The sequence below is a fragment of the Xanthomonas vesicatoria ATCC 35937 genome (assembly GCF_001908725.1).
Lineage (GTDB): Bacteria > Pseudomonadota > Gammaproteobacteria > Xanthomonadales > Xanthomonadaceae > Xanthomonas > Xanthomonas vesicatoria.
On record NZ_CP018725.1, the window covers coordinates 1642018 to 1667413 of the forward strand.

The following is a 25396-nucleotide window of genomic DNA, read 5'->3' on the forward strand; positions in this document are numbered from 1 at the left end:
AGTAGCGAGTCGCCCCAGGTGACCGACCTCAACCAATTGCGGGCTCCACGACTTGAGATACGCACCGCACTTGGGAACTGCTAGCCTTGGGCCTATGCTCGAAGAACTGAAGGAACAGTAAGTGCCGGACTTGCCTACCGAGGTGTGCCAAGACATCCAAGAACGACTGAGTCGATATATCGCCTCAAGAGATGGCTATGACTCTATTACTTATATCGCAGCAGGGGGGTCAGCAGCGACATACTCTGTGATGACGCCTCACGGGAAGCGTGCCATTAAGGGTTATGACCCCAAATTCCTATCGGGCGACATTGCCGACTCAACGAGAAGACGCCTCGACCTCCAGCGCAGCCTAATCGGCCACTCATGCGAACAGTTAGTCATAGTCTATTCTGTAGACGAAAGTGAAGGAACAGCCTTTGTGGAGATGGAGTTTGTGGAATGGCCCAGACTTAAAGATGTGACTTCCGCTGTCCCGGATAGCGCTGTATCCACATTAATACAACAACTTGTATCGGCAGTAACCTATCTCGAGAAACTAGAAATTGTGCACAGAGACATAAAGCCGGAAAAAATCCATGTCTCACCTGATTTTTCCAAGCTGTCGCTTTTAGATCTAGGCGTAGCAAGAAAAATTGGAAATGATGAGGATGATTCTGGACAAGGCACCGACCACGGAGAAACACGCCCTTTTATATCTACCGCACAATACAGCTCCCCAGAGTATCTATTCAGGCTGGATGAAGCATCTCCAACCCTATGGAAAGCACTCAACATTTATCAAGTCGGCGCGGTGTTGCACGACCTGATAAACAAGCGACCACTTTTTCAAGAAGAAGTAGACAAAGGCAATCGCTGGCTACTCGCTCGAGCGGTCTTGGAGAAAACCCCATCGTTTCCAGATGCGGACCCCGCCAGGCTAGCTCGTCAGAAAGCGCTCGCGGCAAGATGCCTCGCGAAGGACGGCAATGTCCGGCTTCAAATAGCAAGCTGGAGTGATTTTGATATCGATGCACCAGCCGACGGAGTATCAGCGCTCCACGCACGTCTTAGCAAAATACAGAGCTCCGCAGGCGCGATGTCTTTGACTGCTTCGGAGAGAAGGATCGAATTCGAACGCACAACATTTATGAAACGCCTGTGTGACTCCGCTAAAATAGAACTTATCTCAAGCGGCAACAGCCGGATTCGTATAAAAATGCATCCACTTGAGGAAACGTCTTCAGCCATATATGTATACGAGGTAGCCTGCGCTTCGGGACCCAGCATTGTGTGCAATGTTTCATTCGATTGGGGCTCGGAAATCAACACTACACGTGCGGCCGTAATGCTCCAAGCAGCGCTATGTTCAATTGAAAATCTTCCAGAGGATTTAACAAGAATACCCATAACCGAAGCGACGATCGGTGCCTCAGAAGAAATTTCTGCAAACATTCTAGCAAACAAGATAGCAGATATAACGATAGCCGCCATCGACGTCTGGGAAGCCAACCAGGGCCGCGATGAAATTCATGAAATGGATCTGCTGTCGGCAGGCCCAAAAGGAGAGGAATTATGATCACGAGCTGGTGGAAATCAAAGGATGATCTAGACCCAACCCAGTTAGAGTTCATCAATCTTCCCGCTAAAGGACGATACCAGCTTGAAGGGCCGGCTGGCTCTGGAAAAACCAATCTCCTTCTTCTCCGCGCCCAGTTTGTCGCGGGTCAAGGAGACAAAAATGTGTTAGTGGTGACTTATACGAAATCCCTGAGTCGCTTCTTGCGAAGCGGCTTAGTAGCCACAGGATTTATTGAAGATGACCAGGTTCGCACGTTCCACTCATGGGCCCGTAAACATGTAAAACTCTACCTAAACAAAGACATCGTTGACGGGGGAGATTTTGATGAAGCCACTCGAAAGGCCACTGTAGAACTCTTACGGGAAGCGAATAAGAAGATTCCGACGAAAAAATTGATTAGCTCTGTCTTTATAGACGAGGCGCAAGACTTGACGACTGAGGAAATCGAATGCCTTGCGGAAATTTCAGATAACATATGCGTTTGCGGCGACATAAAGCAAAGCATTTATCATCAGACTGGCCTAAATGGAGCGGAGACACTAGGCCTCACAAAATACACACTCTCTAATCATTACAGAATTGGCCATCGAATTGCGCGCGTTGCCGATCGAATCATCGCCCCCTCATCAGCTGCTGAATCTCTTGAAGCCACTTCGAACTACAATGAGAAGAAACTAGGAAAGTCAACTGCGGAACTTCATAGATTGCCTGATAGAGACGCACAGTTCGAGAAGATGCTGGAGATATTGAACGTCCAGGTATCGGCTTATGCAGGTGACCGAATTGGGGTCCTATGCGGCAAGCGAAGCACTGCAGAGGAAGTCTTTGGGCGATTGTTGGCCTCTGACTTGGGCACAACCTCCTGTAGCCACCTTATAGAGGGAACCGACTTCTCCAACGATGCTCAGATACACGTAATGACCATGCACTCATCCAAGGGAGTGAATTCAGGGCAGTTCACATGTTCGGAATTGAAGAATTAAAGCACGGACATATGAACAACCCAACGCTTTCCTACACTGCGGTCACCCGAGCAAAGACCGCCTTGAATGCTTACACCTCAGGGAAAACCAATCCTGAGCTGGAACAGGCTTTTTCGGAAAATAAGCCTTTTGATATTGACTCATTATTCCCAGGCGCTCACTGAATGAATACCCCAAAATTTGCATGGTATCAATTGAGCCGAGATGAAATTCCAGACTCCACTAATGGGCCCAGCTTATATCGCGGAAAGAATCAAGATAACGCACCTTTGCTGATTCCAAATTCCGGCAAGGTTTTAAGCGCGGGATTTTCCTGGGAGGCGCTGGACGAGATAGAGAATCAAGCCCCTACAGCATTCGTGCTCGAAACACAAAGTGCTGCCGAGACTCTCTCTTGGCTTCGTGTTTACGCCACCGAAGCATTTCCCTTGAGCCAATTTGGCCGAGTGCTTTCTTTTGACGACTGGGAGATGATCTCAAATCAGGACAGTCCAAGCTATTCATTCCGCGACGACCGGTGGGCCAGCGTTGTTCTCGGAGAGCTTCTTGCGCAGAGCGAACAAGACATTAGCCTTGATAAAATTTCCCTTTCGAGAGTGCAAGCTTGCTTCTCTATAGCGATTGCGCGAGCTCATAAGTTTTATGACTCACATAAGGTAACACGCGCATCAACAGAGAGATTAAGAGCAATTGAGTCTGACCCCAGATTCCTAAGACGCAGCGTTAATGTCGATGCTCTGGTGCCGATTTGGTCGCTAGCATCCACAAACATCGGGCCTGTGTCCGATGTTTGGGAATTAGCGGAATTCATTGCGTCAGCTGCAAGTGCTTACCATGACAAAAAAGAACACACTCCAGTATCATTAGAGGCCCTTCCCCAGGGCCTTCGCAGCGAATCAATCGAGGAACGCGTGATTGCGTTTCAGCATTTAGTCTCACTCATTTTAAAGACCAGCCAGACTTCGCCCAACCATGCTTCACAACACGCAGCCATTATTGCAGCCGCTGCCTTTCTCGTTGGACCAGGAACTAGCCATGCTTTTCTTATCAAGAAGTCCGACAAACTAGCCCCTCTGGCCCAAGTGTGGTTCGGCCTAATTGCCGGGCTGGCCGGCCGAAAATATTGGGACGCCGCCTGGACTAAGGCCCTGAAAGGAGTTGAGAAGCACGTAAAAGCATCTTTCTCATGGTCTGACCCTCCGATCTCCGACATTTCTTGGATTGAACACAACTGGATCACCAATGCCATTCGAGGACCTAAGGCATTTCAAGGAATCTCGCGACAAGTGCAAACCTCACTTTCGATCGAAATATTCCCCGGAGTGTCGTGCCAGATGCGATTACACACGGACGACAATCGCAAGCAGCCCAATACGCCCCCGCCCGTCTCGCCTCCACCCATGGAGACAGGGATCTCTCCAGAGCTTGTAGCAGTGATTGAGCAGCTACACAGATACGCAGAGAAAGCTAAAAGCATTGTGCGCATGCAGCGCCCCTCAACTGAGGATATGTTTGGTGAGTCAGGCACAACCAAGGGAAGGAGAAGCAACAAGAGAACGAAGAGTTAATTTCAATTCTTCCAACACATAACTCGGGGGAGAATTAGCTCCCCCAGTCATTCAACAGCCCTGATACCAAGAGAGCCGACTCCCCCAGACAAGCCCCCCCTTTACATCGAACGGCTGGTATCACAAGCAATAATCATTCTCTGGGCACTCTTGAACCAGGACTTTCGGAATAGCGGCCTATTTGATCCAACGGATGCTATTTGAAGTGATGGAGACGACGAGCCACAATCTCAATGTGCATGATTAAACGACCGAGCTCCAAGTAGTGAGCGTCTCCGTTCGAGATTCGCTTTTTGTCAAGAAGCTTGACTAGCTTCCGCGCATCTGTTGCTACGTCCGTTCCAGCCCCTTCCAATATTAACTGCCGTGCAGTCCGCACATCAGGACCTTGCGCTCGGAACTCCTCTATCAATGCGAGGATTCGCTCCCCCTTAGTTTGGGGCGGGTCGGCGCATCCAAGTGCCAAATTTTCTTGCTGAGAATGCACTACATCCAAACCAGCATTCAACTCGCTTCGAACCCGCGCCCAAATGGCATCACGACGGTCTTGGGTGGTCCCCCAGTGAGTCCCGTGGGTATAGCAACTGGAAAGGCGAATAACTTTTTTATAAGTCTCAGGGAGCAATTCGTAGGACTCGATGACTGCGACAACGAGGTCGTCAAGCAACTGCTCTTCCATGGGGTAGTCTTGACGCGACAAATGGTCCAAGCGTTCCAAGTTGTGCTCAACAGCCCTATCTCCTACTGAAAACGTTCGATGTGCCACGCTTCCTCCGTCACTCTTTTCCTGATGCGACCCACTCGCGAAGTTTAGATAAAACTTCCTGTTGCTTATCTACAGGTAAGCCCGCAATCAAGAGGATCGCATCAGCAATGACATCGGAGGTGGCATGAAAATACGCCACCGGTAGATCAAGCGCCTTCGCCAGCGATTCCATAGTCTTTTCATCCGGCATCCGATCCCCGCGCTCATATCGCGATATCCGCGGCGCTGCCGAGTTCTCGTCCTCCAGGCCAAGCACCGCTCCCAACTCAGCTTGAGTCATCCCCCTGGCCTGACGTGCCTCACGCAGGCGACGTCCCAATGTTCGGGCAGGAGGAATAGGAGCGGGCACTGTGGCAAAGATCGAACGATTGCTGACTGAGCCCGCAGTCTGACTGTTCCAAGTTTGCGTTGCATTTGCCAATATGGCAAACGTCGCCAGTGTGGCGACCTTACCGGGGCTCCTCATGAAGCACACAGGACAAGGAGCGTTCGCTGCGCCCTTGGCGTTGGCGCTTGCCGCGCCGCTTACCACCTACGCCCAGGACACCCAGCCCCCGAAGTCTGGCTTCTTCCGCCAGCTCGGAAAGAGCTTGGCCAACTCGGGGAAGCAGATGGTTGGCATCCAGCCGAGCTCCGGCACGAAGGCTGGGAGCCAGGGAACGGGCTCGATCTATACGCCCATCAATGGCGCCGGGAAGCTGCCGAACCTCTTCAAGGGCGACATCCACCAAGCGGCGCAGGGCGGAAAGCTGGAATGGCCCCGGGTGGCGCTTACGTTCCAGGAATGGGGCGTCTCTCTGCCCTGCTGGACTGTAGAAGCCCGCATCTGGACCAGCCCCACGGCTTCGACCACGGAGACCTTCCGCACGTGCTTCGATGCCGCCGTGACGGAGACCGATGACTTGGGCGACACGGCCGAGCTCAACACCTCCGCTCTGTGGAAAGGCAGGGATACCCTCAACGGCATCCGCGTGCCTCCCAGCAAGCCCAACACGGGCGCACAGCGCTCCACCGGTCCCAATCCTCCGGCGCGACCGTTCGTCGTCAACGTCAGCCGGCCAGGGGTTGCTGACCGCGCCGTGGACGTGTCGCTGCGCGTGGCTTGGGTCTCTGGGTTCATTCAGACCGCGGATCTGCATCCCGATGCCTCGGGAATGCTGACCCCTTTCAAAGATTCCAGGCTTTGGATCGCTGGCTTCAAGCCCGACGGGAACCGCGACAAGTAGCAGGTCCCGGCTTGGCCCGGCTTCCCCATCACTATTCCCCAGCAAAAAGGAACGACATGAAAAACGCATGGATTGGCTTGGCCGCATTGACCATGGCCCTGGGCCTGACCGCCTGCGGCGGCAAGCCCTCATCTGCCAACGCCAAGGAGGCCTTCGTGCGGCTGCTGAAGGACAGCGGCGCCGGCCAAGTCACCGACGTTCAGAACTTCGAGCTTTCCGCCTGCGTGGAAGCGGAGGACGCCGAGGGCTACCGGTGCGACACCCGTGGCCAAGCCTTGCTCAACATTGAGGGCCGGCAGGTGCCGATCCCCGTCAGCAAGAACCTGAGGTATGCCAAGGAATCCGGAACCTGGAGGGCTTACGCCAAATGAGCATGAAGACCGATTCGATGGCAGGAACGTCCGTCGACGCCTTGGCGGCTGGCGGGGACGCCGCGCTGCGCGCTGTTCCCAGGAACGTCATGACTCCGCACAACCGCTTTTTCTGGTGGTTCTCGCTGAGCCTGCTCTTGCTGGGCCCCTTCGGCTTCATCGTTGGGCCGCTGATGGCTCGACGAGGTTTGCGAAAAGCAGAGCGCCTCCACGCTTTCGAGGCTCACATGGCTCGCCAGCGCGATCGTGGCTTCAGCTGGTGGCAGTGGTGGGTCATGACGCCGCTGACTGTCATGGGGGCTTTCTGGGTAAGCTCGATGCTCAGCGGACTCCCTATGGTGCTGGTCGTGCTTTGGGTGCAGCTGACCCGGTGAGTTTTACAAGCATCCTGCTCTCCCCGGGCCGTTAGGCTTCATCGTCGGGCCGCTGATGGCCCTGCGGGAAACACGGAAGGTGGAACGCCTTTACCCAGCCGATAATCTTGTCGCCCAGGCTCAGGACACACGGGGGTTCGCCTGATGACAGTGTGGGTCATGACGCTGCTGACTCTGATGGGCGCTTTCTGGGTGTTTGGCCTGCTGAGCGGGCTGCCGATGTTCTTGCTTGTGATCTACGCTCAACTGACCCACTGAAGCACAGTAAGCCGCTACTGAAGAGGCCGCCATATGGCGGCCCTTTTCTTTTTCATGACCCGCTCCCTCTTGACTAAGTCAGCCGCCGATATAAGTTCGGTAAACATCAGGGGCGGAACATGACAAAAATCGAGCTAACGCAGTTCCTTAAAAAGATTGGAGTAGCAATCAACAAGGAGCAGCAGAATGACTATCGCTGGGCTTCACGGCCAATCGGCGAGTCAAAGCCAACACTACGGTTCCGGACATTGAAGGATGCCGAGAAGTTATGGACGGCACATAGCCTTTACATCCTATATCATGTCCGCCGAATTGAAGAATCCATAAAAGCAGCGGCGGAGGCAAATCCAGAGATTGTTGGCGCGATAGCGCGTTGGCTGGATCCTTCGACTCGCGCGCCATATCCGACCCAGCTTAGGGAAGCGACGGCCAGCCTACCCGAATACACTCATCCACGCCATTGGAAGACAGAAATCATCAAACAAGCACGCGAACTCGGGCCTGTGCATGACGAGTGGACACTTAGAAGAGCCTGCTATTACCGCACTCTGGCCAAATATAGATACCATGGCAGCCCGACTGGAAAATGCGAGCCGAGTGGTGACGAACCTAAGTATTCGCGACTGGATTCTTCAAGAACTAGCAGTCTTTGATCGCGAGCCGCCGCAGAACTACCTCAGCGGAGCACTTCAGCTCGCCGTATTACATCTTCTTCAGTCCGGTGTGTCGAACGGTGTTGATGAAGAGAGCTTTACCGGAGCCCTACTTGGATCATTCTGCCAAAGCTGCCGAGTATGCGCTGCCGGAATGCCCCCCATGAACAAGTCTACGCTCACATGGCGAAGACACAATAAGAATAGCGGCAACAACATCGGCGAATCCGCAACTGGCGCAGATTTTGCCCTCATCATTCGCCATAAAGAAGATTTCGCCAGGGCAGCAATATTTCAAGCAAAAAATGGTCAGTCGAAGAAGGGAAGCTTTAAAGCAGGCCACATCTCTCCGGAGGTGCTAGAACTCCCTGAAGAACCCCAGTATGTCAGACTGAAAAGGCACTGCTTTAGCATCCTGTCCGCGTCCCAAATGCCGGACGCCGCAGCGCTTGAAGCCACCAAACTTTACTGGGCGCACTACCTTATCTATGAACCGTTCGCCGCCTACTGCTCTCCAGTGAGCTCTCTAACTGTTATTGAAGAGAGACTAGAGGCAGGCGATAGCCCTGGAACAATAAGTTATAAAGACTACCCTTACCTGAACTTTGTTGATGTCCTCAGAGACGGGTGCAACCAAACGCAAGAAAAGGAACCTGGCTGGTTGAATCTTAGCTCGGCTGGCGCAATCGCCGCCTTCGTAAAATCAGCCGAGGATTTATATGACCTCTACGAAGCACACGTCAATCCAGACATGAAGTGGGCACCCTTAATCGGGTGGACTGAAGGGCTGTCCGAGCAATACAAGACTCTAAAAATTAAGGATGGCCTTCTTCTCCCAACGAAATCTTGTCCAACTCCAAAACCTGTGCCAGAACCTGCTCAGGAGCCCTCCACAACAGAGGCATTACTGTCTAGCACTTTCAAAATGTCCGTGAACGAATGGCAAGAAGGGAGGAGCAAGCCTCCGGGGCCGACCAAACATGAGGATAAGCCTGGAACCAGCACCTCCAAGTTTACGAAGAAGTAGATGTAAAATAGTGGGCCACAACACAGGACACATGTCCGGTTTGCGATCTGCTACAGGGTCAAGAGGTTAGGTTGGAGTCGATCCGATCCGATCTCCCTCTTTCCGCTAGTTCGTCTGCTTGAGATTTCTTTCAAACTTCCCGGGCTCATAGACGGGCAGTTCGGCAAGCCCACGTAGTTTTGCGAGTGTCGCCACTCGGTCAGGCAAGCTCCGCCGGTCAATGTAGAACTTCTCTAGGACCGTCTGCCCGGTCCCGTGCCCAGTGAGCGCTCCAATCGCCGAAGCCGAAACCCCGGCCTCGTCCAGCTTCGAAGCAATGGTGTGGCGGAACCCGTGGAAGCCTTGCCCTTTCTCCGCCACTCCCTGCCGCTTGATGTAGACGGAAAACTGCCGGCTCAACTGCCGCCCATAGCCCAGCCCTGTCGAGTTGGGCAGGTCTGGGAACAACCGCTCGACCCCAGCCTGCCGCGCCTCTTCCACATAGGTCAGGAAGCCGCAATCGATCACCGGCTGAGCCAGCGGGATGAACCGCCGGCTATGCTTGTTCTTGATGCTCTGCTTCTTCCCGATCTTGCGGACGAAGAACCCCGGCACCCCGTCGATGGTATCGATGTCCTCCAGCCGTAGCTGCGCGATCTCGTTGACCCGAGCCCCTGAGTAAAGCCCGAGGATCGGGCCAAACCAGCGATGCGGATACTTCGACGCCCACTTCGGGAACTCTACCGGGTCAAAGATGGCCTTCAACTCGGCGTCCGTGAAAGGCGAGCCCGTGTCTTCCGAGTCAGGCGTGGAAATCGCCCGGATGCCTGCCAGCGGGTTTAACGCCAGATGCTTGCCCTCGACCAGCGACACCAGGAACACGCTCAACCGTTGCCGGTGCTTCGCCATGGTCCACGCCGCCGGCTCTGGCTCCTGGTTCTTCTTCGCCAGCTTGATGACCTCGGGCACCGGCAGGTCGCGGTAAGCCGGCCGCTTGGTCGCATTAGACGGCCAATAGCGCACGCCCTCGAAGAAGGCCCGCACGTGATCCTGGGTCAGCGAGGCCACGGGCACGTCCTTGCCGATAATCCCGGCAAACAGGCGCAGCGTGTGGCGGCTTTCGAGCACGGTCTTTTGATGCAGACGTGCCCCGGCCAGGTCCCTCAAATGATCGGCCATCGCCTTGGACAGCATGAGCGCCATGGGTGCATCGCCGCCGCCGGATATGCGCTGACTGCCCTCGCGCAACTGTTGCCGACGCTTGGCCACCCTCGCCGCCATGACCTCAGTGGGCTCCGTCTGGCGCGCCCGCACCATGAGATCTCCGAAGATCCCGGCATCGGCGGGGTTGTCCAGCTGCGCCTGCGCGATGCGCGTGCCGTCCGGCAGCGTCACATCTTTCAGGGTCAACTCTTTGATGTCCCCATTGCGAACCTTTTCCAGCAGTTCTTCCAGATCCACGGTCATCCCTTTCCGCATGGCATCGAATGCCATCGATAGTGCCATTCCCATCGTGGCCGCCGCCAGCCTGGCGTGGTCCCCACGACGGTTTCCCAGCGATCGGACAAGGTAACGCGAGCCAATCAAGGCCCGAAGATCGGTAGGAACAAAGAAGCGCGCATACAGGCCAGCCGAGCGCGACATCATCAGAGGCTTGGGCAAGATTGATACCTCGATTGATACCTCAAGGGGCATCGCTCGGAATCATCAATCGGCCAAAATATCCAGCCAAGTCAGGCACTTAGAGACTTGATGGAAGCTCTGGAGCGGGCGATGGGAATCGAACCCACGTCAGTAGCTTGGGAAGCTACAGCTCTACCATTGAGCTACGCCCGCGTGGCGTGGGAGAGAGTTTAGGCGGGTGCGGGTGTTGGGCGCAATGCGCAGACGTGACGAGGGCCGGTTGCCCGGCCCTCGTGCCTTACCCAAGTCCTAGCAAACCAGTCGGCGTGGTCAGAAATTGCCGCTGAAATTTACGAACAAGGTGGCGTCGCGGGCACTGCGCTGAGCGGTGGTGGTGCTCAGGCCCACGTTGCTCTGCAGGCCCCACAGGCCGGTACGCGCACCCAGCACCACCGTGGCGTAGTTGCGGTCGAAGTTCTGGCCCGGGACGGTGTACATGCCCACTTCCGGCATCGACTGCAGCCAGGCGCTGGCTTCGCCGCCGTCCTTGAACTCGTGGTCGTAGGTCGCCTGTACGTACGGCTTGACGGCTGCGCCGTCCAGACGCACCTGGAAGCCGATGCGACCGACCAGCGAGTCGATGTCCTGGTCGGCATACCCGAGCGCGGTGGCGCTCTCGTTGCTTTCGGTGTAGCCGTCGAGCTTGAGCTTCTGCCAAGTCAGGCCGACCACGGGGCCGTACTTGACGTTGCCCTCGCCCAGCGAATAGCCGGCGTTGACTGCGGCGGTGAGGTTGCTGCCGTCCGGCGAGCCGCTATGGACCCGCGTGGCTGGCCCAAGCTGCACTTCGCGGTCGACGTCGTAGCTCAGCCAGCTGTAGCTGACTTGGGCATTGACCCATACCGGGCCGGTGTACCAGCCGAAGAAACCGCCCAGGGTCGTGTCGTCCTGCTTGAAGCTGCCGTTGCGGTTGCCGAAGTCCGCATCCATGCGGCCAAAGCCGGCAAAGCCGCCGAACACCAGGTCGCCGGCACTCCAATCCACGCCGAACAGGCCAGCTGGCGCCATGCCGTCGTACAGGTCTGCGTGGTCGTAGCGTTGCATATCGCCACGCACGCTGCCCCACCAGCGCAGACCATCGGCGTCCGGCTTGCCGTCCAGGTGCCAGGCCACCTGGTCGGCGCGTGCGCGGCCGCCGGCCTGCGCCGAATGGGTCAGCACCTGCTGCAGACGCGGCGCTTCGAGCAGCGAGATCGCGTACTGGCCAAGGATCTGATGGACCGCGGTGGTCGGGTGGATGCCGTCGGCAAACACATAGGTGTTCTGCGCATTGGCGGCGACCAGGCTGGTCGGGTTGCATGCCGGCAGCGGCACGGCCGGGTTGCACGCGGTGTTGGTGACGTTGCTGAAGCCGAATGTGCCTGGTGCGGCGACGATTTCCTGCAGCATGTGGAAGGTGTCGACCGGGATCACCCGCAGGCCGGCCGCCTGCAGGCCGTTGAACAACGCGGTGTTGTACGCGGTTGCGGCACCAGTCCCCTGGGCCATGGCGGCGGCGCCGCCAGCGCGGAAGCGCGGGGTGATGCCGATGTCCGGAATGGTCGGCACCATGACGTAACGCGCGCCGGCATTTTGCAAGGTCGCCACGGCGCCGACCTGAGCGGTCACCGCGCTGCCGATGATGGCCTGCGCCTGGGCCGGCGCGGTGGCCGCCGCGAGCAGGTCGTTGGCGCCGCCCCAAACGGTATAGAGCGCGTTGGGGTTGGCGCGGCCGCCGTTGGCGGTGAGGTAGGTGTTGATCTGGCTGGTCACCGACGGTGCGGCGCCCAGCGCGCTGACCGAACTGGCCTGGATGCGCGCGCCGCCGGCAGCGTAGTTGTCGCCGGTCTGGCCGTTGCCATTGGGCGCCGCGTTGGTGCCGAAGTGGTCGCCGACATATTCGGCCCACACCCAACCCGGGTTGGTGGTGAACTTGCCGGTGACTGCGCGCGAGGCGGCCGGGAGCAACGGGTTGTAGTAGCCGCTGTCGGTGAGACTGTCACCGAAGAAGACGGTCTGGTCGAAGGCCGACTCGGCCATGGCCGGGGTGGCCGCGATAGCGATGGCAACCGCCATCAGGGAGCGGATCGGGCGAAGTGTTGAAGCCATGGGAGTGCCTGCTTGAAAGTGGATGGGACCGGACCGGGCTGCATACGTACGCCGGCGAATGGCAATGGTTTCACCCTCGCCGCCCGCGCTCACGCTGCATCGCCGCATAACGCAAAAACGCGCGTCCTAACGGCGCGCGATGCGACAATGATGACATGAACATTCAACTCAACGGCACCCCGCGTACGCTTCCCGACCACCTGCCATTGGCAGCCCTGCTCGAGCAGGAAGGGCTGGCACAGCGGCGTGTGGCAGTGGAGGTCAATGGCGAAATCGTGTCGCGCGGGCGGCATGCCGAGCACACACTGCACGAGGGCGATGTGGTGGAGATCGTGCATGCACTGGGCGGCGGTTGATGCCCTGCCCGGCCGGCGCATCCGCGCCCGATCGGTGATAATTGCCGAATGACGAATTCCGCCCCCTCTGATGCGCTGGTCATCGCCGGCAAACGCTACCGTTCGCGCCTGTTGACCGGCACCGGCAAGTTCAAGGATCTGGACGAAACCCGCCTGGCCACCGAGGCCGCCGCGGCCGAAATCGTGACCGTCGCCATTCGCCGCGTGAACATCGGCCAGGATCCCAACGCGCCCAGCCTGCTCGATGTGTTGCCACCGGATCGCTACACGTTGCTGCCCAACACCGCCGGCTGTTACACCGCCGAAGACGCAGTGCGCACCTGCCGGCTGGCCCGCGAGCTGCTCGACGGCCACAACCTCACCAAGTTGGAAGTGCTGGGTGACGAGCGCACGCTGTACCCGGACGTGGTGCAGACGCTCAAGGCCGCCGAGCAACTGGTGGCCGATGGCTTCGAGGTGATGGTCTATACCTCCGACGACCCGATCCTGGCCAAGCGCCTGGAAGAGATCGGTTGCGTGGCGGTGATGCCGCTCGCCGCGCCGATCGGCTCGGGCCTGGGTATCCAGAACAAATACAACCTGCTGGAAATCATCGAAAACGCCAAGGTACCGATCATTGTCGATGCCGGCGTGGGCACGGCATCGGACGCGGCGATTGCGATGGAGTTGGGATGCGACGGCGTGTTGATGAATACCGCCATTGCCGGCGCGCGCGATCCGATCCTGATGGCCAGCGCGATGCGCAAGGCGATCGAAGCCGGGCGCGAGGCGTTTCTGGCCGGGCGCATTCCACGCAAGCGCTATGCCTCTGCATCGAGCCCGGTCGATGGTGTGATTGGATGAGTGGGCGGTCTGCTGACGCATTGCGTTCGACCGTCTGCATTGCGCAACCGCCAGACGGCGGCCGCCCGACGATGGGCGTGATCGTAGCCGGCACCGCTTCGCCCGTCCCCGCCCCCTCTCCCGTTGGAGAGGGGCTTTGTCTTTTGATGTGACTGACCTTTCATGACCGACCCGTTTACCAGCGACGGCGCGAAGATGCCGCCCAAGCCCTTCACCATCGAAGAGGGGCGCCGTCAGGTGCGCAGCTTCGTGCTGCGCCAGGGCCGCTTTACGCCCGCGCAACAACGCGCCTTCGATGAGCTGTGGCCGCGCTTCGGGCTGGATTACACCGGTGCGCCGCGCGACCTGGATGCCGCGTTCGGCCGTCCTGCTCCCAAAGTGCTGGAAATCGGCTTCGGCAATGGCGCCGCGTTGCGCTTTGCTGCGCAACACGACCCCAGTCGCGACTACATCGGTGTCGAAGTGCACGCACCCGGCGTCGGCCGGTTGCTCAACGCACTGGACGATGACGGCAGCACGCATGTGCGTCTGTATCACCACGATGCGGTGGAAGTGCTCGAACACGAGATCGCCGATGGCGCGCTGGACGAAGTGCGTATCTACTTCCCCGACCCGTGGCGCAAAAAGCGCCATAACAAGCGTCGCCTGATCCAGCCGGCGTTTGCGCAGTTGCTGGTGCGCAAACTACGCGATGGCGGCCGCCTGCACGCCGCCACCGACTGGGCCGACTACGCCGAACAGATGTGGGACGTGCTCGACGCCACACCAGGGCTGATCAACCGCGCAGGACCGCGCGGTCACGTCGAACGCCCCGCCTGGCGCCCGCAGACCCACTTTGAAACCCGCGGCCAGAAGCTTGGGCACGGCGTGTGGGATCTGCTCTACGACCGGGAATCGGGAATCGGGAATCGGGAATCGCAAGGGCAACTGCCCGCGTCGCCCGGATAACCAAAAGCGTCAGCAATTTTCGCTCTGCCAATTCCCCATTCCCGATTCCCCATTCCCGGCCCCCAATGGATACCGCGCTGACGCTGACCAACGATATGAAGCTCGTCCTCGGGCTGGTCGGCTTCACGATGGCGATGTTTTTGTTCGAGCGCATCCGCGCCGATGTGGTGGCCTTGATCGTGCTGGTGGTATTGGGCGTCACCGGGCTGGTGGCGCCGGAAGAACTATTCGGCGGTTTTTCCGGTAATGCGGTGATGAGCATCATCGCCACCACCATTCTTGGTGCAGGGCTGGAGCGCACCGGCGCGTTGAACCGGTTGGCCACCTGGCTGCTGCGGCGTTCGCACGGCAGCGAGCAACGCCTGATGATGATGACGCTGGCCATCTCCGGCTTGAACTCATCGTTCATGCAGAACCCATCGGTGATGGCCCTGTACCTGCCGGTAGCTTCACGGTTGGCCGCGCGCACCGGACTCACCCTGCAACGCATGTTGCTCCCCATCGCCGCGGCCATCGTGATGGGCGGCGCGCTCACCATGGTGGGCAATTCGCCACTGATCCTGCTCAACGACCTGCTGGTGTCGGCCAACAACAACCTGCCCTCGGGCATGGCCAGCATCGAGCCGTTGACGATGTTCGCGCCATTGCCGATCGGCGTGGCCTTGCTGATTGCCGCACTGCTGTACTTCCGCTTCTACGGCGATCGCAAGCTGATCGAAGAGGAAAGCCTGATCAACGAAGGCGTCACGCCGTCGCGTACCGAAAGTTATTTCGCCAAGACCTACGGCATCGATGGCGATGTGTTCGAGCTCAGCGTGACCGCCGAGAGCCCGCTGGTCGGCATGACCCTGGGCGAAGCCGAAGCCATTCACGACGCGCCGCTGTTGTTGGCCCTGAAGACCGGCAACGACACCCGCCTTGCCCCGCCAGCGGACATGCGCATCTGGGTCGGCAGCGTGCTCGGTGCGATGGGCAAGCGCCAGGACGTGACAGACTTTGCGCAGAACCACTTCCTGCGCATGTCCTCGCGGTTGCGCAATCTGGGCGACCTGTTCAACCCCAGCCTTGCGGGTATTTCCGAAGCGGTGATTCCGCCCAACTCACGGTTGATCGGCAAGAGCGCCGGCGAATTACGCTTGCGCAAGCAGAGTGGCATCAGCCTGCTGGCGATCAACCGCGACAAGCAGGTGATCCGCGAGGACGTGCGCAACGTGCCGTTGCGGGCAGGCGACATGCTGGTGTTCCACAGCATCTGGCAGGACCTGGCGCAGGCGGCGGAAACCCGTGACTTCGTGCCGGTTACCGACTTCCCCAAAGGCGAGCAACGCCCGCACAAGTTCAAGATCGCGATGGCGATCTTCGCCTTCACTATCCTGATCGCGTTGACCTCGCGCCTGCCGGTGGCGCTGACGCTGATGACCGGCGTGGCCTGCATGCTGGTCAGCGGCGTGCTGCGCATGGACGAGGCCTACGCCTCGATCAACTGGAAGACCATCTTCATGATGGCCGGGCTGATTCCGCTGGGCTGGGCGATGGACAGCAGCGGCACCGCGGCCTGGGTGGCCGGCCACACCATCGACCGCCTGCCCGAAGGCGTCCCGGTGTGGGCGCTGGAAATCAGCCTGGCGTTGTTGACCACGGCATTCTCGCTGGTGATCAGCCATGTCGGCGCGACCATCGTGATGGTGCCGATCGCGGTCAACCTGGCGCTGGCGGCCAACGGCAATCCCACTGCATTTGCGCTGATCGTGGCGTTGTCGGCGTCCAACAACCTGATGACCGCCTCCAACCCGGTGATCTCGATGGTGGCCGGCCCGGCCAACTATCAGCCGCGCGAGCTATGGCGCGTGGGCGCACCGCTATCGCTGATCTATATCGTGGTGATGGTGTCGATGATCAATCTGATGTTCTGGTGGGCTGCGCGCTGAGGGTTGGCGTGTTGCGGGTTCGCAAGTTATCGGCGCGTGCTGATGCCGCATAACCTCACGCCTACTGACCGATCTACCTGCGGCTCTGCATCCTCGATCTGGCAGCAAGCGCTGCGGCGCACCCGCCATCGGGTTGCAGCGCGACGGCATTGTCGGGCCTTATCCGAGCAGCACGTGCTCGCCATCGACGCGTATCGGCACGGCAACAAGCGATTGACCGCGACACGGGCCGCTGATGCATTCGCCCGCAATGAGCTCGAATGCAGCGCCGTGCGCAGCGCAGACCAGGTGGCCGTCCTTGGTCTTGAGGAACTGCCCCGGCGCCCAGTCCAGCCGGCGTCCGGCGTGCGGGCAGACGTTCAACCACGCCCTGACCTGCGCACCTTCGCGATACAGCACCAGCGACTCTGCGCCATCGTCCCGGATGGCTTCCACTTCAAGAAATCCGGCATCGGGAATCTGCGCCAAGGTGGCCAGCGTGGTCGGCAAGGACGATGACATGAGCAACGAGTGCGAAGAACGGTCGCCGATTGTGGCATGTGCGAGCACCCTCACCGTACGCAGTGAAACGCCATGTCGATGCAACACCACGCGTGACGTGGTTTGGGAACAGCCGCGCATCAGCCCGTATGGCTGCCCTTGGTTAGCACGCGCAGCGTGATGCATTTAACAAAACAGCACTCGAATTAACGAACTTTTCACTCAATGACATGAAACGGCAACGATACTGCGCGCTTGTTTCCTGCCCGGCAGCCCACCGCCATGCCTGCACGCATCTTCCAATTCGGCAACCTCCACCACCTGTTTGCGCCACGCAAGCCGCGCCACCCGTTGGTGCGCGTTGCAGCCGGTCTCGCTGGCTTGGCCATTCTTGCGGTGTTGATTTTCTTCAGTGTGTTCGTTGGCGCGGCAATGATTCTGGGCGGCGTCGCCTGGAAATTGCTGAGCAAGTCCAACCGCCGCACGCCGCAGCAAACGCGCGTGGTCGAAGCCGAATACCGCGTAGTGCGCAAGCCCGCGCTGCCAATGTCGCACTGAGCGCATCGCGCCCGCTGCACACCAGCGCGTCTCGCTACAGGTTCAAATCGTCGACACATTGAATCGGCATGCCCGCAGGCATGCCGATTCGCGTTTTGGTCGCTGACCGGTTGACTGGCTGTCGGGCAAGCCAATGTGCTGGTACGCACTTCACTAGCGACGGTTCCGTCCTACACGGCCAAGCGGCTAGACTCACGCGTCCCGTTCCGAGGATGCGTGCATGACCCACGATGTGATTCCCGCTGCCGATATTCCGCGCATTCCGGTGGTGGGTGGCGGCAGCTTTCCGGTGCACCGCATCTATTGCGTGGGCCGCAACTTTGCCGATCACGCGCGCGAGATGGGCGCGACCGCACCGGCCTCCAAGGCCGAGCGCGGCCAGCCGACCTTTTTCATGAAGCCTGCCGATGCCATCGTGGTCGGCCACGGCGACCAGATCCCCTACCCGCCCGGCACCAACGAGCTGCATCACGAAGTAGAGCTGGTGGTGGCGTTGGGCAGCGATGCACCAAAAGGTGAGTTGCCGGTGGAGCAAGCCGAACGGCTGATCTACGGCTACGGCGTGGGCCTGGACCTGACCCGTCGCGATCTGCAGGCCGCGGCCAAGGCGAAGGGCCTACCGTGGGACATCGCCAAGGGGTTCGATCATTCCGCACCGATCAGCGAGCTGGTGCATGCCGGCGAAGTGGGCGCGCTGGAGGCCTTGAACCTGTCGCTGGAGGTCAACGGACAGGTACGCCAGCAATCGCTGCTGGATCAGATGATCTGGAACGTGCCGGAGATTTTGCATGAACTCTCCAAACTCTACGCATTGCGCGCGGGCGATCTGATCTTCATGGGCACGCCGGCAGGTGTCGGCCCGTTGCTGCCGGGCGACCAGTTCAGTGCGCGGCTGGAGAACGTGGCCGAACGCCACGGCATCATCGCGGGCTGACATCGGCCGGGCTAGGATCGGCGCAGCGGCAGTCGGTCCGCGTCCGCCTCTGGAGTGCACTATGGGAATGGTCAGCGAATTCAAGCAATTCGCGATGCGTGGCAACGTCGTCGATCTTGCGGTCGGTGTGGTCATCGGCGCGGCGTTCGGCAAGATCGTCACCGCGCTGGTGGAAAAGATCATCATGCCGCCGATCGGCTGGGCCATCGGCAATGTGGACTTCTCGCGGTTGGCGTGGGTGCTCAAGCCAGCGGGCGTCGATGCCACCGGCAAGGAAATTCCGGCCGTAGCCATTGGCTATGGCGATTTCATCAACACCGTTGTCCAGTTCGTGATCATCGCCTTTGCGATCTTCCTGGTGGTGAAGCTGATCAACCGCCTCACTCATCGCAAGCCGGACGCCCCCAAAGGCCCGAGCGAAGAAGTGCTGTTGCTGCGCGAGATTCGCGACTCGCTGAAGAACGACACGCTCAAGCCGCCGAACACGCTGTAAGCGGACACATCCACCAGGCGCATCGCGCATGGGGATTACGTTTCGCACCCGTCCACCGCGATCTTCGCGCACAGGGATGACTTTTCGCACGCCGACGGGGGACCTCGCGCTGATAAGCTCGGGGTCCCCCTTGTCGTTGGAGCCGCCCTGCATGCGTCGCCTCGCTGTTGCCATCTCTGCCCTGCTTGCCTGTTCCTCCGCGCTTGCGGCACAGACCACCATTGCCGACAGCGCGCTGCGTACCGCTGCGCAATTGCGCGAGCAGGCCCTGGCCGACAACACCGGCTTTGCAGTGGTGGAATCGCTCACCACCGAAGTGGGCCCGCGTATTGCCGGTGGCGACGCCGATCCGCGCGCGGTGGCCTGGGCCAAAGCCAAATTCCAGTCGTTGGGCTTCGACAAGGTGTGGACCGAGCCGGTGACCCTCCCCAAGTGGGAACGCCGTAGCGAACACGCCGCAGTCGTCGGCGCGCACGCGCAACCGTTGACCGTCACCGCCCTGGGCGGCAGCCCGGGCGGTAGCGTCGAAGGTGAGGTGGTGCGCTTCGAGAACCTGGCCGCACTGCAGGCCGCGCCTGCGGGGTCGCTGACCGGCAAGATCGCGTTTGTCGATTACCAGATGGTCAAGGCGCGCGACGGCAAGGACTACGGCAACGGCGGCGCGGTGCGCAGCAAGGCCCCATCGGAGGCGATTCGCAAGGGCGCGATCGGCTTTGTGATGCGCTCGGCAGGCACCGATTCGCATCGCGTGCCGCATACCGGCATCACCCGGTTCGACGAAGGCCTGACGCCGGTACCCGCCGCCGCCTTGTCGGTACCCGATGCCAATCAGCTGGCACGTCTGGCCGCGTTGGGCACCACGCGTATCCGGCTGGCGCTGGATTGCGGATGGGATGGCACCGCGACCTCGTACAACGTGATCGGCGAGATCACCGGGCGCAGCAAGCCCAAGGAAATGGTGGTGATCGGCGGACATCTGGATTCGTGGGATCTGGGCACCGGTGCAATCGACGATGGCGCTGGCGTGGCCATCACCATGGCCGCCGGGCATCTGATCGGCCAGCTCAAGCAGGCGCCCAAGCGCACCATCCGCGTCATTGCGTTCGCCAACGAAGAACAAGGGCTCTACGGCGGCAAGGCCTATGCCGCCGCGCACGGCAAGGATGCCAAGGACATGGCGCTGCATCAGATCGGCGCCGAGAGCGACTTTGGTGCGGGCCGTATCTACGCGTTCAACACCGGCTCTGCAGCGCCGGATGCCTCGCGCGCGGCGACCAAGCAGATTGCCGGCGTGCTGGCACCGCTGGGCATCGAGTATGCGCCGAGTAAGGGCGGCCCCGGCCCGGACGTGGGCCCGATCTCGGCCAAGGGTGGTGCGTGGGCGTGGCTGGCGCAAGACGGCACCGACTACTTCGACCTGCACCACACCGCCGACGACACGCTGGACAAGATCGACCCGAAGGCGCTCGCGCAGAACGTTGCCGCCTACACCGTGTTTGCGTATCTGGCAGCCGAAGCCGATGGCGATTTCGGCAGCCGTGCCAAGTCCGTGCAACCGCCGAACGAGTAATCTGGCAACGCAGCGCTGCGAATGCGTTTTTACTCCAGGACGAGCACACACGATGGCGGTCAAGCGGCAACGTAGTGCGAATACCGCGGCCACGTTGCTGGACGTCGCCAAACATGCGGGCGTCTCGCCGATGACCGCCTCGCGCGTGATCAACCGGCACCCGCATGTCGGCCAGGACATGCGGGTGCGCGTGGAAGCCTCGGTGCAGGCCTTGGGTTACCGGCCCAATCTTGCCGGCCGCTCGCTGCGCACCAGCGGCCTGTTGCGCATCGGCGTGTTGTACAGCAACCCCAGCGCCGCTTACCTCAATCAATTCATGCTCGGGCTGCTCGAACAGAGCAGCCTCAACGGCAGCCAGGTGCTGGTGGAAAAGTGCGGCGCCATCCGCAGCCAGCGCGCCGCGACGGAGCGCTTGCTGGCCGCCGGCGTGGATGGGGTGATCCTGCCACCGCCGTTGTGCGATTCGCGCCAGACCATCAGCGAACTGGATGCGCGCGGCATCCCGGTGGTGGCGGTGGCCAGCGGCGCACCGATGGCGCAAATCAGCTCGGTCCGCATTGATGACTACCAGGCCGCGCGCGCCATCGTCGCGCATCTGATCGAACTTGGGCACCGCCGCATCGCGCTGATCAAGGGCGACCCCAAACACACACCGAGTGCGCTGCGCGCCAACGGCTATCTCGACAGCCTGCAGGCTGCAGGATTGGCGATTGCAGAGAACCTGATCGCCGAGGGACTGTTTACGTATCACTCCGGGCTACTCGCTGCGCGCAGCCTGCTGGCCCAACCTACGCCACCGACCGCCATTTTCTGCAGCAACGACGACATGGCGGCCGCCGCAGTTGCGGTTGCGCACGGACTGGGCCTGCGCGTGCCCGAGGATGTCTCAGTGGCCGGCTTCGACGACACGCCGGTGGCCACCACCATCTGGCCCGAACTTACCACCGTGCATCAACCGGTCGCCGCGATGGGACGCGCGGCAGTGTCGTTGCTGGCAGATGCGATTCGCCAGCGCCGCAAGGGCGATGCCGCACAGGGCGTGCATCAGGTGATGAAGTACACCGTGGTCAAGCGCGGCTCGACGGCAGCGCCGCCCAAGGAGTGATGCGTTGACGCACCAGCGTGCAGCGAATTGGTTGAGCCTGGATGCCGTGGAAGTGTGCGCCTGCGATGGGCGACACGGTCATTCGCACTGTCTACCGACGCCGATGCAGCCCACTCGCCGCCGCATGCACGCAGGTCAGCAAGCTGCATCCACTAACCACGCACGACATCGACCTGAGAGACCCCGAGCAATCCAGCCAACGGTACCTGTGCCTGGCGCTGCCGCGGGCTGACGGTCGCTCCCTGATTGCGCAGGATATCCAGCAACTGTTCCGCCAGGGGCATCACCATGTGCCGGCCCCAACAGCGCTCCGACACGTGACCGAACGGGAAATACCCAGACTGATGATCCGGATCCAGCTGATTCCAGCGCTGTGGGCGAAATTCATCCGGTGCGTCCCACAGCGCAGGGTCGCGATGGCTCAGCAGCGGCAGCACCAATACATCGTCTTGCGCGCCGATACGGGTATCGAGTAGCGGATACTCCGGCGATGCGTTGCGCAGGATATTCCAGGATGGCGGCAGCAGACGCAGCGACTCGTAGACGATCGTGCGGCTGGAAATGTCCGGATCGAACGGTGCTCCAAGCCACAGTGCGTTGGCGACCAAGGTGGAAATCGTGAAGCACACCGGCGCGGCGGTTCTTCGATACAACCCCATGGCGAAGCGACGTGCATCGTAGCCGTCTGCTGCGGCAGTCACTGCCGCAAGTGCCGACGCGTTGGGTTGCAGCGCAAGCGGTCTCACTGCACCGGCCGCGATGAGTGCCCAGGTCAGCTTGGGCGTCAGCTCCAGGATGCGGTCCATCAACATGCGCAACCGCAGCGGGTCGCCACCCAGCAGCAGATCGCGCAAATAGGCGTGCCCCACATGCGGCCACGAGCCGGTCAGATCCACGTCTACCGGGATGGGACGCTTCAATGCCTCGCGCACATCGCGCCCGATTGCCTGCATCAGCTTGGACGCGTGCGTGCGAGCAATCGATCGCCCCTGCAGCGGCTTGAAGGTCGGCCGCTCGGCTTCGGTCGCAGGACGCGCAGCGAGCAAACGATGCGTCATTAGAGGGCCGGCAACACCGACGGTATCTCCATCCAGTCGAAAGACGTCCTTGCCTCTATGCTCGCGCAGCAGCGCCAGCAAACGCGGCGCGAAAACAGTCGCCCGGCCCAAGTCAGCGCTAGTGGATAGAGACATCAGGATCGCTCTGCGCTCGTGACGCCCGCGTCCGGCAAAATGCTTGCCTCGCGCGGGCGGGCATGACCAATATCACACGACACACAAGGCGGTTTCGGCCGCGCTTGCCGGCGTGCTCAGTACCAGATGTACCAGGAGTAGGACTTCAGACTTTTCTTGGAAGCCAACAGATTCTTCAGCGAGAACAGCATCTTCATGAGCGACATCCTGTTTGGGGAGTGGTTTGGTGCGCCCTGATGGGCATTCGCACAATCGGTGACGCGTGACGCGAGCGGCCATGGTCGCGCTCGCCAAACCAAGCTACGCCTAGCGATCAGCCAGGAACCTTGCGAGCGCGCACAGATTCGTCACCCTGCAGCAACCGCATTGCCGCAATACGCGCTTTCACGTACATGACTTCGCACTCAGTACAAACGACCATGGCGGCCAGATTGCCGCCATGGGTTCAACGCGCCATCGGGTCATCACAACGATGGGTGTCGTCGCCGCCACCTGTGCCGTCCGCGACGGATGGACACCGGCCTCGCCGGTATCCATCCGGCCGCATCACTCGACCGGCTTGGCACGCACGACAGCCGATGGCGTACTGCTCCCGGCCATGCTGTTCACTGTCACCACGTAGTCGTAGTCCGCGCCATTGGTGACGGACCGATCGACATACGATGCGGCAACGCTTGAACCAACTGGCGTAAATGCACCCGTGACACCTGCGCGACGCTGCACCGTGTAGCTGATTGCCCCCGGCACCGGCGACCAGCTCAGCTTGACTTGGCTATTGCCAACAGTGGCAGTGAGGCCGCGCGTCGCGCTCGGCACCGCGGCCGGTGCACGCAGTGCGGCCGTGGCCACTGCAGTGCCTGCGGTTGCGATCACCGGGTACGCGTTGTTCACCAGCTCGACAAACTGATTGTGGAACCAGGCACCGGAGATTGGCGCGCCGGCCAGCGCGCCGGTCAACACGCCATCGGCCGTAGTGTAGGTCGGGTCGCACATCCGGTCGAAGCCTTTACCCTCGTTGTTGGAAATGAGGGTGCTGGAGCCATCGGATTCGCCCGGCGGCTTGACCCACGCATACGCATGAAGATGCGGTCCCGGCGCTGCGGTGGGGAGCGCACCAATCCCTGCCCCGCTCTGATTGCACCAGTTGCCACGATGCAGGCGACGATCAATGCGGCCGGTATTGACGTAGGTATTGATGTCGCTCCCGGACGCGCCGGCCGGACGATTCGGTCCGCCCCACCCGTTACGACCAGTATCGATGATGAAACCGATCGTGCTGGGCCAGCCCGCGCCGACAAACCCGTTGTACAAGGCTTGGGTAAAATCGGTCTCGTCGAAATACGGGTTCCATTCGTAGTATTTCGACGATTTGATCGGCTGCCCGTTCACGCTCAACTCGGGGTTGGGCAAATTGGGCTCGTTCAAGGGCGTGGTATTGGCGGTATTGGTCACAAAGCCATCCACGCTTGCCAGCCCCGCGCTTGTTCCCTGTACCACGCGGGTATACAGCGAAATCGACGGGCCGCGGTTGCTATCCCAGCCCAACCAGCCAGAATGACCGATATCCAGGTAGTTGTAGGTGTTTGGAACAGCATGCAGTTTATTCAGCGCGTACTTGATGCCTTCCTCGTAAATGCCCGTGGAGTTGGCCAGCGCGCAACGCATGTCATTCAAATTGGTGACCAGGTTCGGCAGGCTATCGGGCTCAATCACATTGACGATGCGGATATCCTTGTACTTGGGATCCGCAAAAATCGCCGCAATGACGTCGATATATTCTTTCTTGTAGCGCTCCAGCGCCGCCGGGGTCAGCGGCAATTCGCCATTGGATGCCAACGCGTGACAATCGCGGCCCGGTAGATCGTAGATGACGAAGCTGGCGGTGATCGGCGTATTGGCTTTTTTCTGTGCCAATGCGGCATCCAGATGGCCTCTCAGACCGAGCCGCCCGGCATTTTGCGACCCTCCGGAAATCGCGGCAATGCGATCCAGCCAGACCGCGGTGGGAAAGGTCTTCACCACGCCCATCTTGGCCTTCAACGGCACACCTTTCACCTTTGCAATCGATGCGTCGACTTTCTTGGCGTAATCGGGATTGATATACCCACTTGCGCCGACAAAAGGATTATCGACGTGAACCTGCGCACAGACGCTCGCGACGACTAACGGATTTACAGCCAGCAGCGATAACGCCACCTTGCGCGTGAGGGTGCAACGGATGCCCTTACTGGATTTCATGAGATTCACCTTGGTTGATCGAAGGGTGGTTATGCGGAAATCGATGAAGCGCTGCCTCTTTGGCCTGCTTTCTTCCTCTTCAGGGCACCCGATAGAGATGTCTTGAGCCACCCAAACACGCCCCGTCGGCGTCCCGCCGAAGAGCATTTGCATGGCATAACGTCGGCAATATCTGCACAGACACGCAAGCCAATGGCCTGTGTGTGTCCCGAG

The 25396-nt window shown here is 60.0% G+C and carries 26 protein-coding genes, 1 tRNA gene and 1 pseudogene; 19 read left to right on the top strand and 9 right to left on the bottom strand.

Features of this window, described 5'->3' with window-relative positions:
• The first annotated feature begins 121 nt into the window (after positions 1 to 121).
• From BJD12_RS07130 to BJD12_RS24160, 4 genes are read left to right on the top strand one after another with little or no spacing between them, the layout of a single operon-like run.
• Positions 122 to 1558, top strand: a complete 1437-nt coding sequence (locus BJD12_RS07130; RefSeq protein WP_074059344.1) for a protein kinase domain-containing protein — start codon at positions 122 to 124, stop codon at positions 1556 to 1558.
• Positions 1555 to 2544 (top strand): UvrD-helicase domain-containing protein, encoded by a 990-nt coding sequence (locus BJD12_RS07135; protein ID WP_005993758.1) that lies wholly within the window; start codon positions 1555 to 1557, stop codon positions 2542 to 2544. The genes BJD12_RS07130 and BJD12_RS07135 overlap by 4 nt, the downstream gene beginning before the upstream one ends.
• Positions 2523 to 2708, top strand: a complete 186-nt coding sequence (locus BJD12_RS24765; RefSeq protein ID WP_080553095.1) for a hypothetical protein — start codon at positions 2523 to 2525, stop codon at positions 2706 to 2708. Before BJD12_RS07135 ends, BJD12_RS24765 begins: the two co-directional genes overlap by 22 nt.
• The gene (locus tag BJD12_RS24160) at positions 2709 to 4112 is read left to right on the top strand and encodes a hypothetical protein (protein ID WP_126936630.1); all 1404 of its coding nucleotides are present in this window, start codon (positions 2709 to 2711) and stop codon (positions 4110 to 4112) included.
• Positions 4113 to 4308: 196 nt separating this feature from the next.
• On the opposite strand, the gene BJD12_RS07140 is transcribed toward BJD12_RS24160, so the two are convergent.
• Positions 4309 to 4791 (bottom strand): hypothetical protein, encoded by a 483-nt coding sequence (locus BJD12_RS07140; protein ID WP_005993756.1) that lies wholly within the window; start codon positions 4789 to 4791, stop codon positions 4309 to 4311.
• Between the two features lie 97 nt (positions 4792 to 4888).
• Positions 4889 to 5158 carry a helix-turn-helix domain-containing protein gene (locus BJD12_RS07145; RefSeq protein ID WP_005993754.1) on the bottom strand — a complete coding sequence of 90 codons (270 nt, stop codon included), beginning with the start codon at positions 5156 to 5158 and terminating at the stop codon, positions 4889 to 4891.
• Positions 5159 to 5342: 184 nt separating this feature from the next.
• On the opposite strand from BJD12_RS07145, the gene BJD12_RS07150 reads away from it, so the two are divergent.
• The 6 genes and pseudogenes from BJD12_RS07150 (at position 5343) to BJD12_RS24170 (ending at position 8787) form a co-directional block, all read left to right on the top strand.
• Positions 5343 to 6104: a hypothetical protein gene (locus BJD12_RS07150; protein ID WP_042828151.1), complete on the top strand. Its 762-nt coding sequence runs from the start codon at positions 5343 to 5345 to the stop codon at positions 6102 to 6104.
• Between the two features lie 56 nt (positions 6105 to 6160).
• Positions 6161 to 6475, top strand: a complete 315-nt coding sequence (locus BJD12_RS07155; RefSeq protein WP_005993750.1) for a hypothetical protein — start codon at positions 6161 to 6163, stop codon at positions 6473 to 6475.
• A complete protein-coding gene (locus BJD12_RS07160; RefSeq protein WP_005993749.1) occupies positions 6472 to 6849 on the top strand; it encodes a hypothetical protein in 378 nt (125 codons plus the stop codon). The genes BJD12_RS07155 and BJD12_RS07160 overlap by 4 nt, the downstream gene beginning before the upstream one ends.
• A gap of 25 nt (positions 6850 to 6874) precedes the next feature.
• Positions 6875 to 7107, top strand: a pseudogene (locus tag BJD12_RS07165) (hypothetical protein); the annotation flags it as partial.
• Positions 7108 to 7226: 119 nt separating this feature from the next.
• A complete protein-coding gene (locus BJD12_RS24165; RefSeq protein WP_126936631.1) occupies positions 7227 to 7760 on the top strand; it encodes a hypothetical protein in 534 nt (177 codons plus the stop codon).
• A 163-nt stretch (positions 7761 to 7923) separates the two neighbouring features.
• Complete coding sequence (locus tag BJD12_RS24170; protein ID WP_126936632.1) at positions 7924 to 8787, top strand: hypothetical protein; 864 nt, start codon at positions 7924 to 7926, stop codon at positions 8785 to 8787.
• Between the two features lie 105 nt (positions 8788 to 8892).
• Here the strand turns inward: BJD12_RS24170 and BJD12_RS07170 are convergent, their stop codons facing one another.
• From BJD12_RS07170 to BJD12_RS07180, 3 genes are all read right to left on the bottom strand, one after another.
• Positions 8893 to 10461, bottom strand: coding sequence for a site-specific integrase (locus tag BJD12_RS07170; RefSeq protein ID WP_005993746.1), 1569 nt, complete (start codon positions 10459 to 10461; stop codon positions 8893 to 8895).
• Positions 10462 to 10528: 67 nt separating this feature from the next.
• Positions 10529 to 10602, bottom strand: a tRNA-Gly gene (locus BJD12_RS07175).
• Between the two features lie 117 nt (positions 10603 to 10719).
• Positions 10720 to 12504 (bottom strand): autotransporter domain-containing esterase, encoded by a 1785-nt coding sequence (locus BJD12_RS07180; RefSeq protein ID WP_005993745.1) that lies wholly within the window; start codon positions 12502 to 12504, stop codon positions 10720 to 10722.
• 188 nt (positions 12505 to 12692) lie between these two features.
• On the opposite strand from BJD12_RS07180, the gene thiS reads away from it, so the two are divergent.
• From thiS to BJD12_RS07200, 4 genes are all read left to right on the top strand, one after another.
• Positions 12693 to 12893, top strand: a complete 201-nt coding sequence (gene thiS, locus BJD12_RS07185; protein ID WP_039421175.1) for a sulfur carrier protein ThiS — start codon at positions 12693 to 12695, stop codon at positions 12891 to 12893.
• 48 nt (positions 12894 to 12941) lie between these two features.
• A complete protein-coding gene (locus tag BJD12_RS07190; protein ID WP_005993743.1) occupies positions 12942 to 13736 on the top strand; it encodes a thiazole synthase in 795 nt (264 codons plus the stop codon).
• A gap of 162 nt (positions 13737 to 13898) precedes the next feature.
• Positions 13899 to 14684, top strand: a complete 786-nt coding sequence (gene trmB, locus BJD12_RS07195) for a tRNA (guanosine(46)-N7)-methyltransferase TrmB (protein ID WP_005993742.1) — start codon at positions 13899 to 13901, stop codon at positions 14682 to 14684.
• A gap of 65 nt (positions 14685 to 14749) precedes the next feature.
• Complete coding sequence (locus tag BJD12_RS07200) at positions 14750 to 16612, top strand: SLC13 family permease (protein ID WP_005993741.1); 1863 nt, start codon at positions 14750 to 14752, stop codon at positions 16610 to 16612.
• A gap of 159 nt (positions 16613 to 16771) precedes the next feature.
• Here the strand turns inward: BJD12_RS07200 and BJD12_RS07205 are convergent, their stop codons facing one another.
• On the bottom strand, positions 16772 to 17113 hold the full coding sequence (locus BJD12_RS07205; RefSeq protein ID WP_005993740.1) for a Rieske (2Fe-2S) protein: 342 nt from the start codon (positions 17111 to 17113) through the stop codon (positions 16772 to 16774).
• Positions 17114 to 17374: 261 nt separating this feature from the next.
• Here BJD12_RS07205 and BJD12_RS07210 point away from each other — a divergent pair, with 261 nt between their 5' ends.
• The 5 genes from BJD12_RS07210 (at position 17375) to BJD12_RS07230 (ending at position 21752) form a co-directional block, all read left to right on the top strand.
• Positions 17375 to 17650, top strand: coding sequence for a hypothetical protein (locus tag BJD12_RS07210; RefSeq protein ID WP_005993739.1), 276 nt, complete (start codon positions 17375 to 17377; stop codon positions 17648 to 17650).
• A gap of 220 nt (positions 17651 to 17870) precedes the next feature.
• Positions 17871 to 18584, top strand: a complete 714-nt coding sequence (locus BJD12_RS07215; protein WP_005993738.1) for a fumarylacetoacetate hydrolase family protein — start codon at positions 17871 to 17873, stop codon at positions 18582 to 18584.
• A 61-nt stretch (positions 18585 to 18645) separates the two neighbouring features.
• On the top strand, positions 18646 to 19077 hold the full coding sequence (mscL, locus tag BJD12_RS07220; RefSeq protein ID WP_005993737.1) for a large-conductance mechanosensitive channel protein MscL: 432 nt from the start codon (positions 18646 to 18648) through the stop codon (positions 19075 to 19077).
• Positions 19078 to 19228: 151 nt separating this feature from the next.
• Positions 19229 to 20647: a M20/M25/M40 family metallo-hydrolase gene (locus BJD12_RS07225; protein WP_042828147.1), complete on the top strand. Its 1419-nt coding sequence runs from the start codon at positions 19229 to 19231 to the stop codon at positions 20645 to 20647.
• A 52-nt stretch (positions 20648 to 20699) separates the two neighbouring features.
• Positions 20700 to 21752: a LacI family DNA-binding transcriptional regulator gene (locus BJD12_RS07230; RefSeq protein ID WP_005993735.1), complete on the top strand. Its 1053-nt coding sequence runs from the start codon at positions 20700 to 20702 to the stop codon at positions 21750 to 21752.
• A 152-nt stretch (positions 21753 to 21904) separates the two neighbouring features.
• Here the strand turns inward: BJD12_RS07230 and BJD12_RS07235 are convergent, their stop codons facing one another.
• From BJD12_RS07235 to BJD12_RS07240, 3 genes are all read right to left on the bottom strand, one after another.
• Positions 21905 to 22945, bottom strand: coding sequence for a cytochrome P450 (locus BJD12_RS07235; RefSeq protein WP_005993734.1), 1041 nt, complete (start codon positions 22943 to 22945; stop codon positions 21905 to 21907).
• 116 nt (positions 22946 to 23061) lie between these two features.
• Positions 23062 to 23151, bottom strand: a complete 90-nt coding sequence (locus BJD12_RS24925; RefSeq protein WP_016851134.1) for a tryptorubin family RiPP precursor — start codon at positions 23149 to 23151, stop codon at positions 23062 to 23064.
• 340 nt (positions 23152 to 23491) lie between these two features.
• Positions 23492 to 25183 carry a glycoside hydrolase family 6 protein gene (locus tag BJD12_RS07240; RefSeq protein WP_039421166.1) on the bottom strand — a complete coding sequence of 564 codons (1692 nt, stop codon included), beginning with the start codon at positions 25181 to 25183 and terminating at the stop codon, positions 23492 to 23494.
• Positions 25184 to 25396 lie beyond the last annotated feature (213 nt).

What these genes read in the sequence shown, in the direction of transcription:
- BJD12_RS07135 (WP_005993758.1), top strand. Translation starts at nt 1,555, where the DNA reads ATGATCACGAGCTGGTGGAAATCAAAGGATGATCTAGACCCAACCCAG.
- BJD12_RS07190 (WP_005993743.1), top strand. Translation starts at nt 12,942, where the DNA reads ATGACGAATTCCGCCCCCTCTGATGCGCTGGTCATCGCCGGCAAACGC.
- BJD12_RS07155 (WP_005993750.1), top strand. Translation starts at nt 6,161, where the DNA reads ATGAAAAACGCATGGATTGGCTTGGCCGCATTGACCATGGCCCTGGGC.
- BJD12_RS07240 (WP_039421166.1), bottom strand. Translation starts at nt 25,183, where the DNA reads ATGAAATCCAGTAAGGGCATCCGTTGCACCCTCACGCGCAAGGTGGCG.
- BJD12_RS07205 (WP_005993740.1), bottom strand. Translation starts at nt 17,113, where the DNA reads ATGTCATCGTCCTTGCCGACCACGCTGGCCACCTTGGCGCAGATTCCC.
- BJD12_RS24160 (WP_126936630.1), top strand. Translation starts at nt 2,709, where the DNA reads ATGAATACCCCAAAATTTGCATGGTATCAATTGAGCCGAGATGAAATT.
- BJD12_RS07145 (WP_005993754.1), bottom strand. Translation starts at nt 5,158, where the DNA reads ATGACTCAAGCTGAGTTGGGAGCGGTGCTTGGCCTGGAGGACGAGAAC.
- BJD12_RS07225 (WP_042828147.1), top strand. Translation starts at nt 19,229, where the DNA reads ATGCGTCGCCTCGCTGTTGCCATCTCTGCCCTGCTTGCCTGTTCCTCC.
- BJD12_RS07160 (WP_005993749.1), top strand. Translation starts at nt 6,472, where the DNA reads ATGAGCATGAAGACCGATTCGATGGCAGGAACGTCCGTCGACGCCTTG.
- BJD12_RS07215 (WP_005993738.1), top strand. Translation starts at nt 17,871, where the DNA reads ATGACCCACGATGTGATTCCCGCTGCCGATATTCCGCGCATTCCGGTG.
- thiS (WP_039421175.1), top strand. Translation starts at nt 12,693, where the DNA reads ATGAACATTCAACTCAACGGCACCCCGCGTACGCTTCCCGACCACCTG.
- BJD12_RS24165 (WP_126936631.1), top strand. Translation starts at nt 7,227, where the DNA reads ATGACAAAAATCGAGCTAACGCAGTTCCTTAAAAAGATTGGAGTAGCA.
- BJD12_RS07210 (WP_005993739.1), top strand. Translation starts at nt 17,375, where the DNA reads ATGCCTGCACGCATCTTCCAATTCGGCAACCTCCACCACCTGTTTGCG.
- mscL (WP_005993737.1), top strand. Translation starts at nt 18,646, where the DNA reads ATGGGAATGGTCAGCGAATTCAAGCAATTCGCGATGCGTGGCAACGTC.
- BJD12_RS07230 (WP_005993735.1), top strand. Translation starts at nt 20,700, where the DNA reads ATGGCGGTCAAGCGGCAACGTAGTGCGAATACCGCGGCCACGTTGCTG.
- BJD12_RS07235 (WP_005993734.1), bottom strand. Translation starts at nt 22,945, where the DNA reads ATGTCTCTATCCACTAGCGCTGACTTGGGCCGGGCGACTGTTTTCGCG.
- BJD12_RS07200 (WP_005993741.1), top strand. Translation starts at nt 14,750, where the DNA reads ATGGATACCGCGCTGACGCTGACCAACGATATGAAGCTCGTCCTCGGG.
- trmB (WP_005993742.1), top strand. Translation starts at nt 13,899, where the DNA reads ATGACCGACCCGTTTACCAGCGACGGCGCGAAGATGCCGCCCAAGCCC.
- BJD12_RS07150 (WP_042828151.1), top strand. Translation starts at nt 5,343, where the DNA reads ATGAAGCACACAGGACAAGGAGCGTTCGCTGCGCCCTTGGCGTTGGCG.
- BJD12_RS07180 (WP_005993745.1), bottom strand. Translation starts at nt 12,504, where the DNA reads ATGGCGGTTGCCATCGCTATCGCGGCCACCCCGGCCATGGCCGAGTCG.
- BJD12_RS24170 (WP_126936632.1), top strand. Translation starts at nt 7,924, where the DNA reads ATGAACAAGTCTACGCTCACATGGCGAAGACACAATAAGAATAGCGGC.
- BJD12_RS24765 (WP_080553095.1), top strand. Translation starts at nt 2,523, where the DNA reads ATGTTCGGAATTGAAGAATTAAAGCACGGACATATGAACAACCCAACG.
- BJD12_RS07140 (WP_005993756.1), bottom strand. Translation starts at nt 4,791, where the DNA reads ATGGAAGAGCAGTTGCTTGACGACCTCGTTGTCGCAGTCATCGAGTCC.
- BJD12_RS24925 (WP_016851134.1), bottom strand. Translation starts at nt 23,151, where the DNA reads ATGTCGCTCATGAAGATGCTGTTCTCGCTGAAGAATCTGTTGGCTTCC.
- BJD12_RS07170 (WP_005993746.1), bottom strand. Translation starts at nt 10,461, where the DNA reads ATGCCCCTTGAGGTATCAATCGAGGTATCAATCTTGCCCAAGCCTCTG.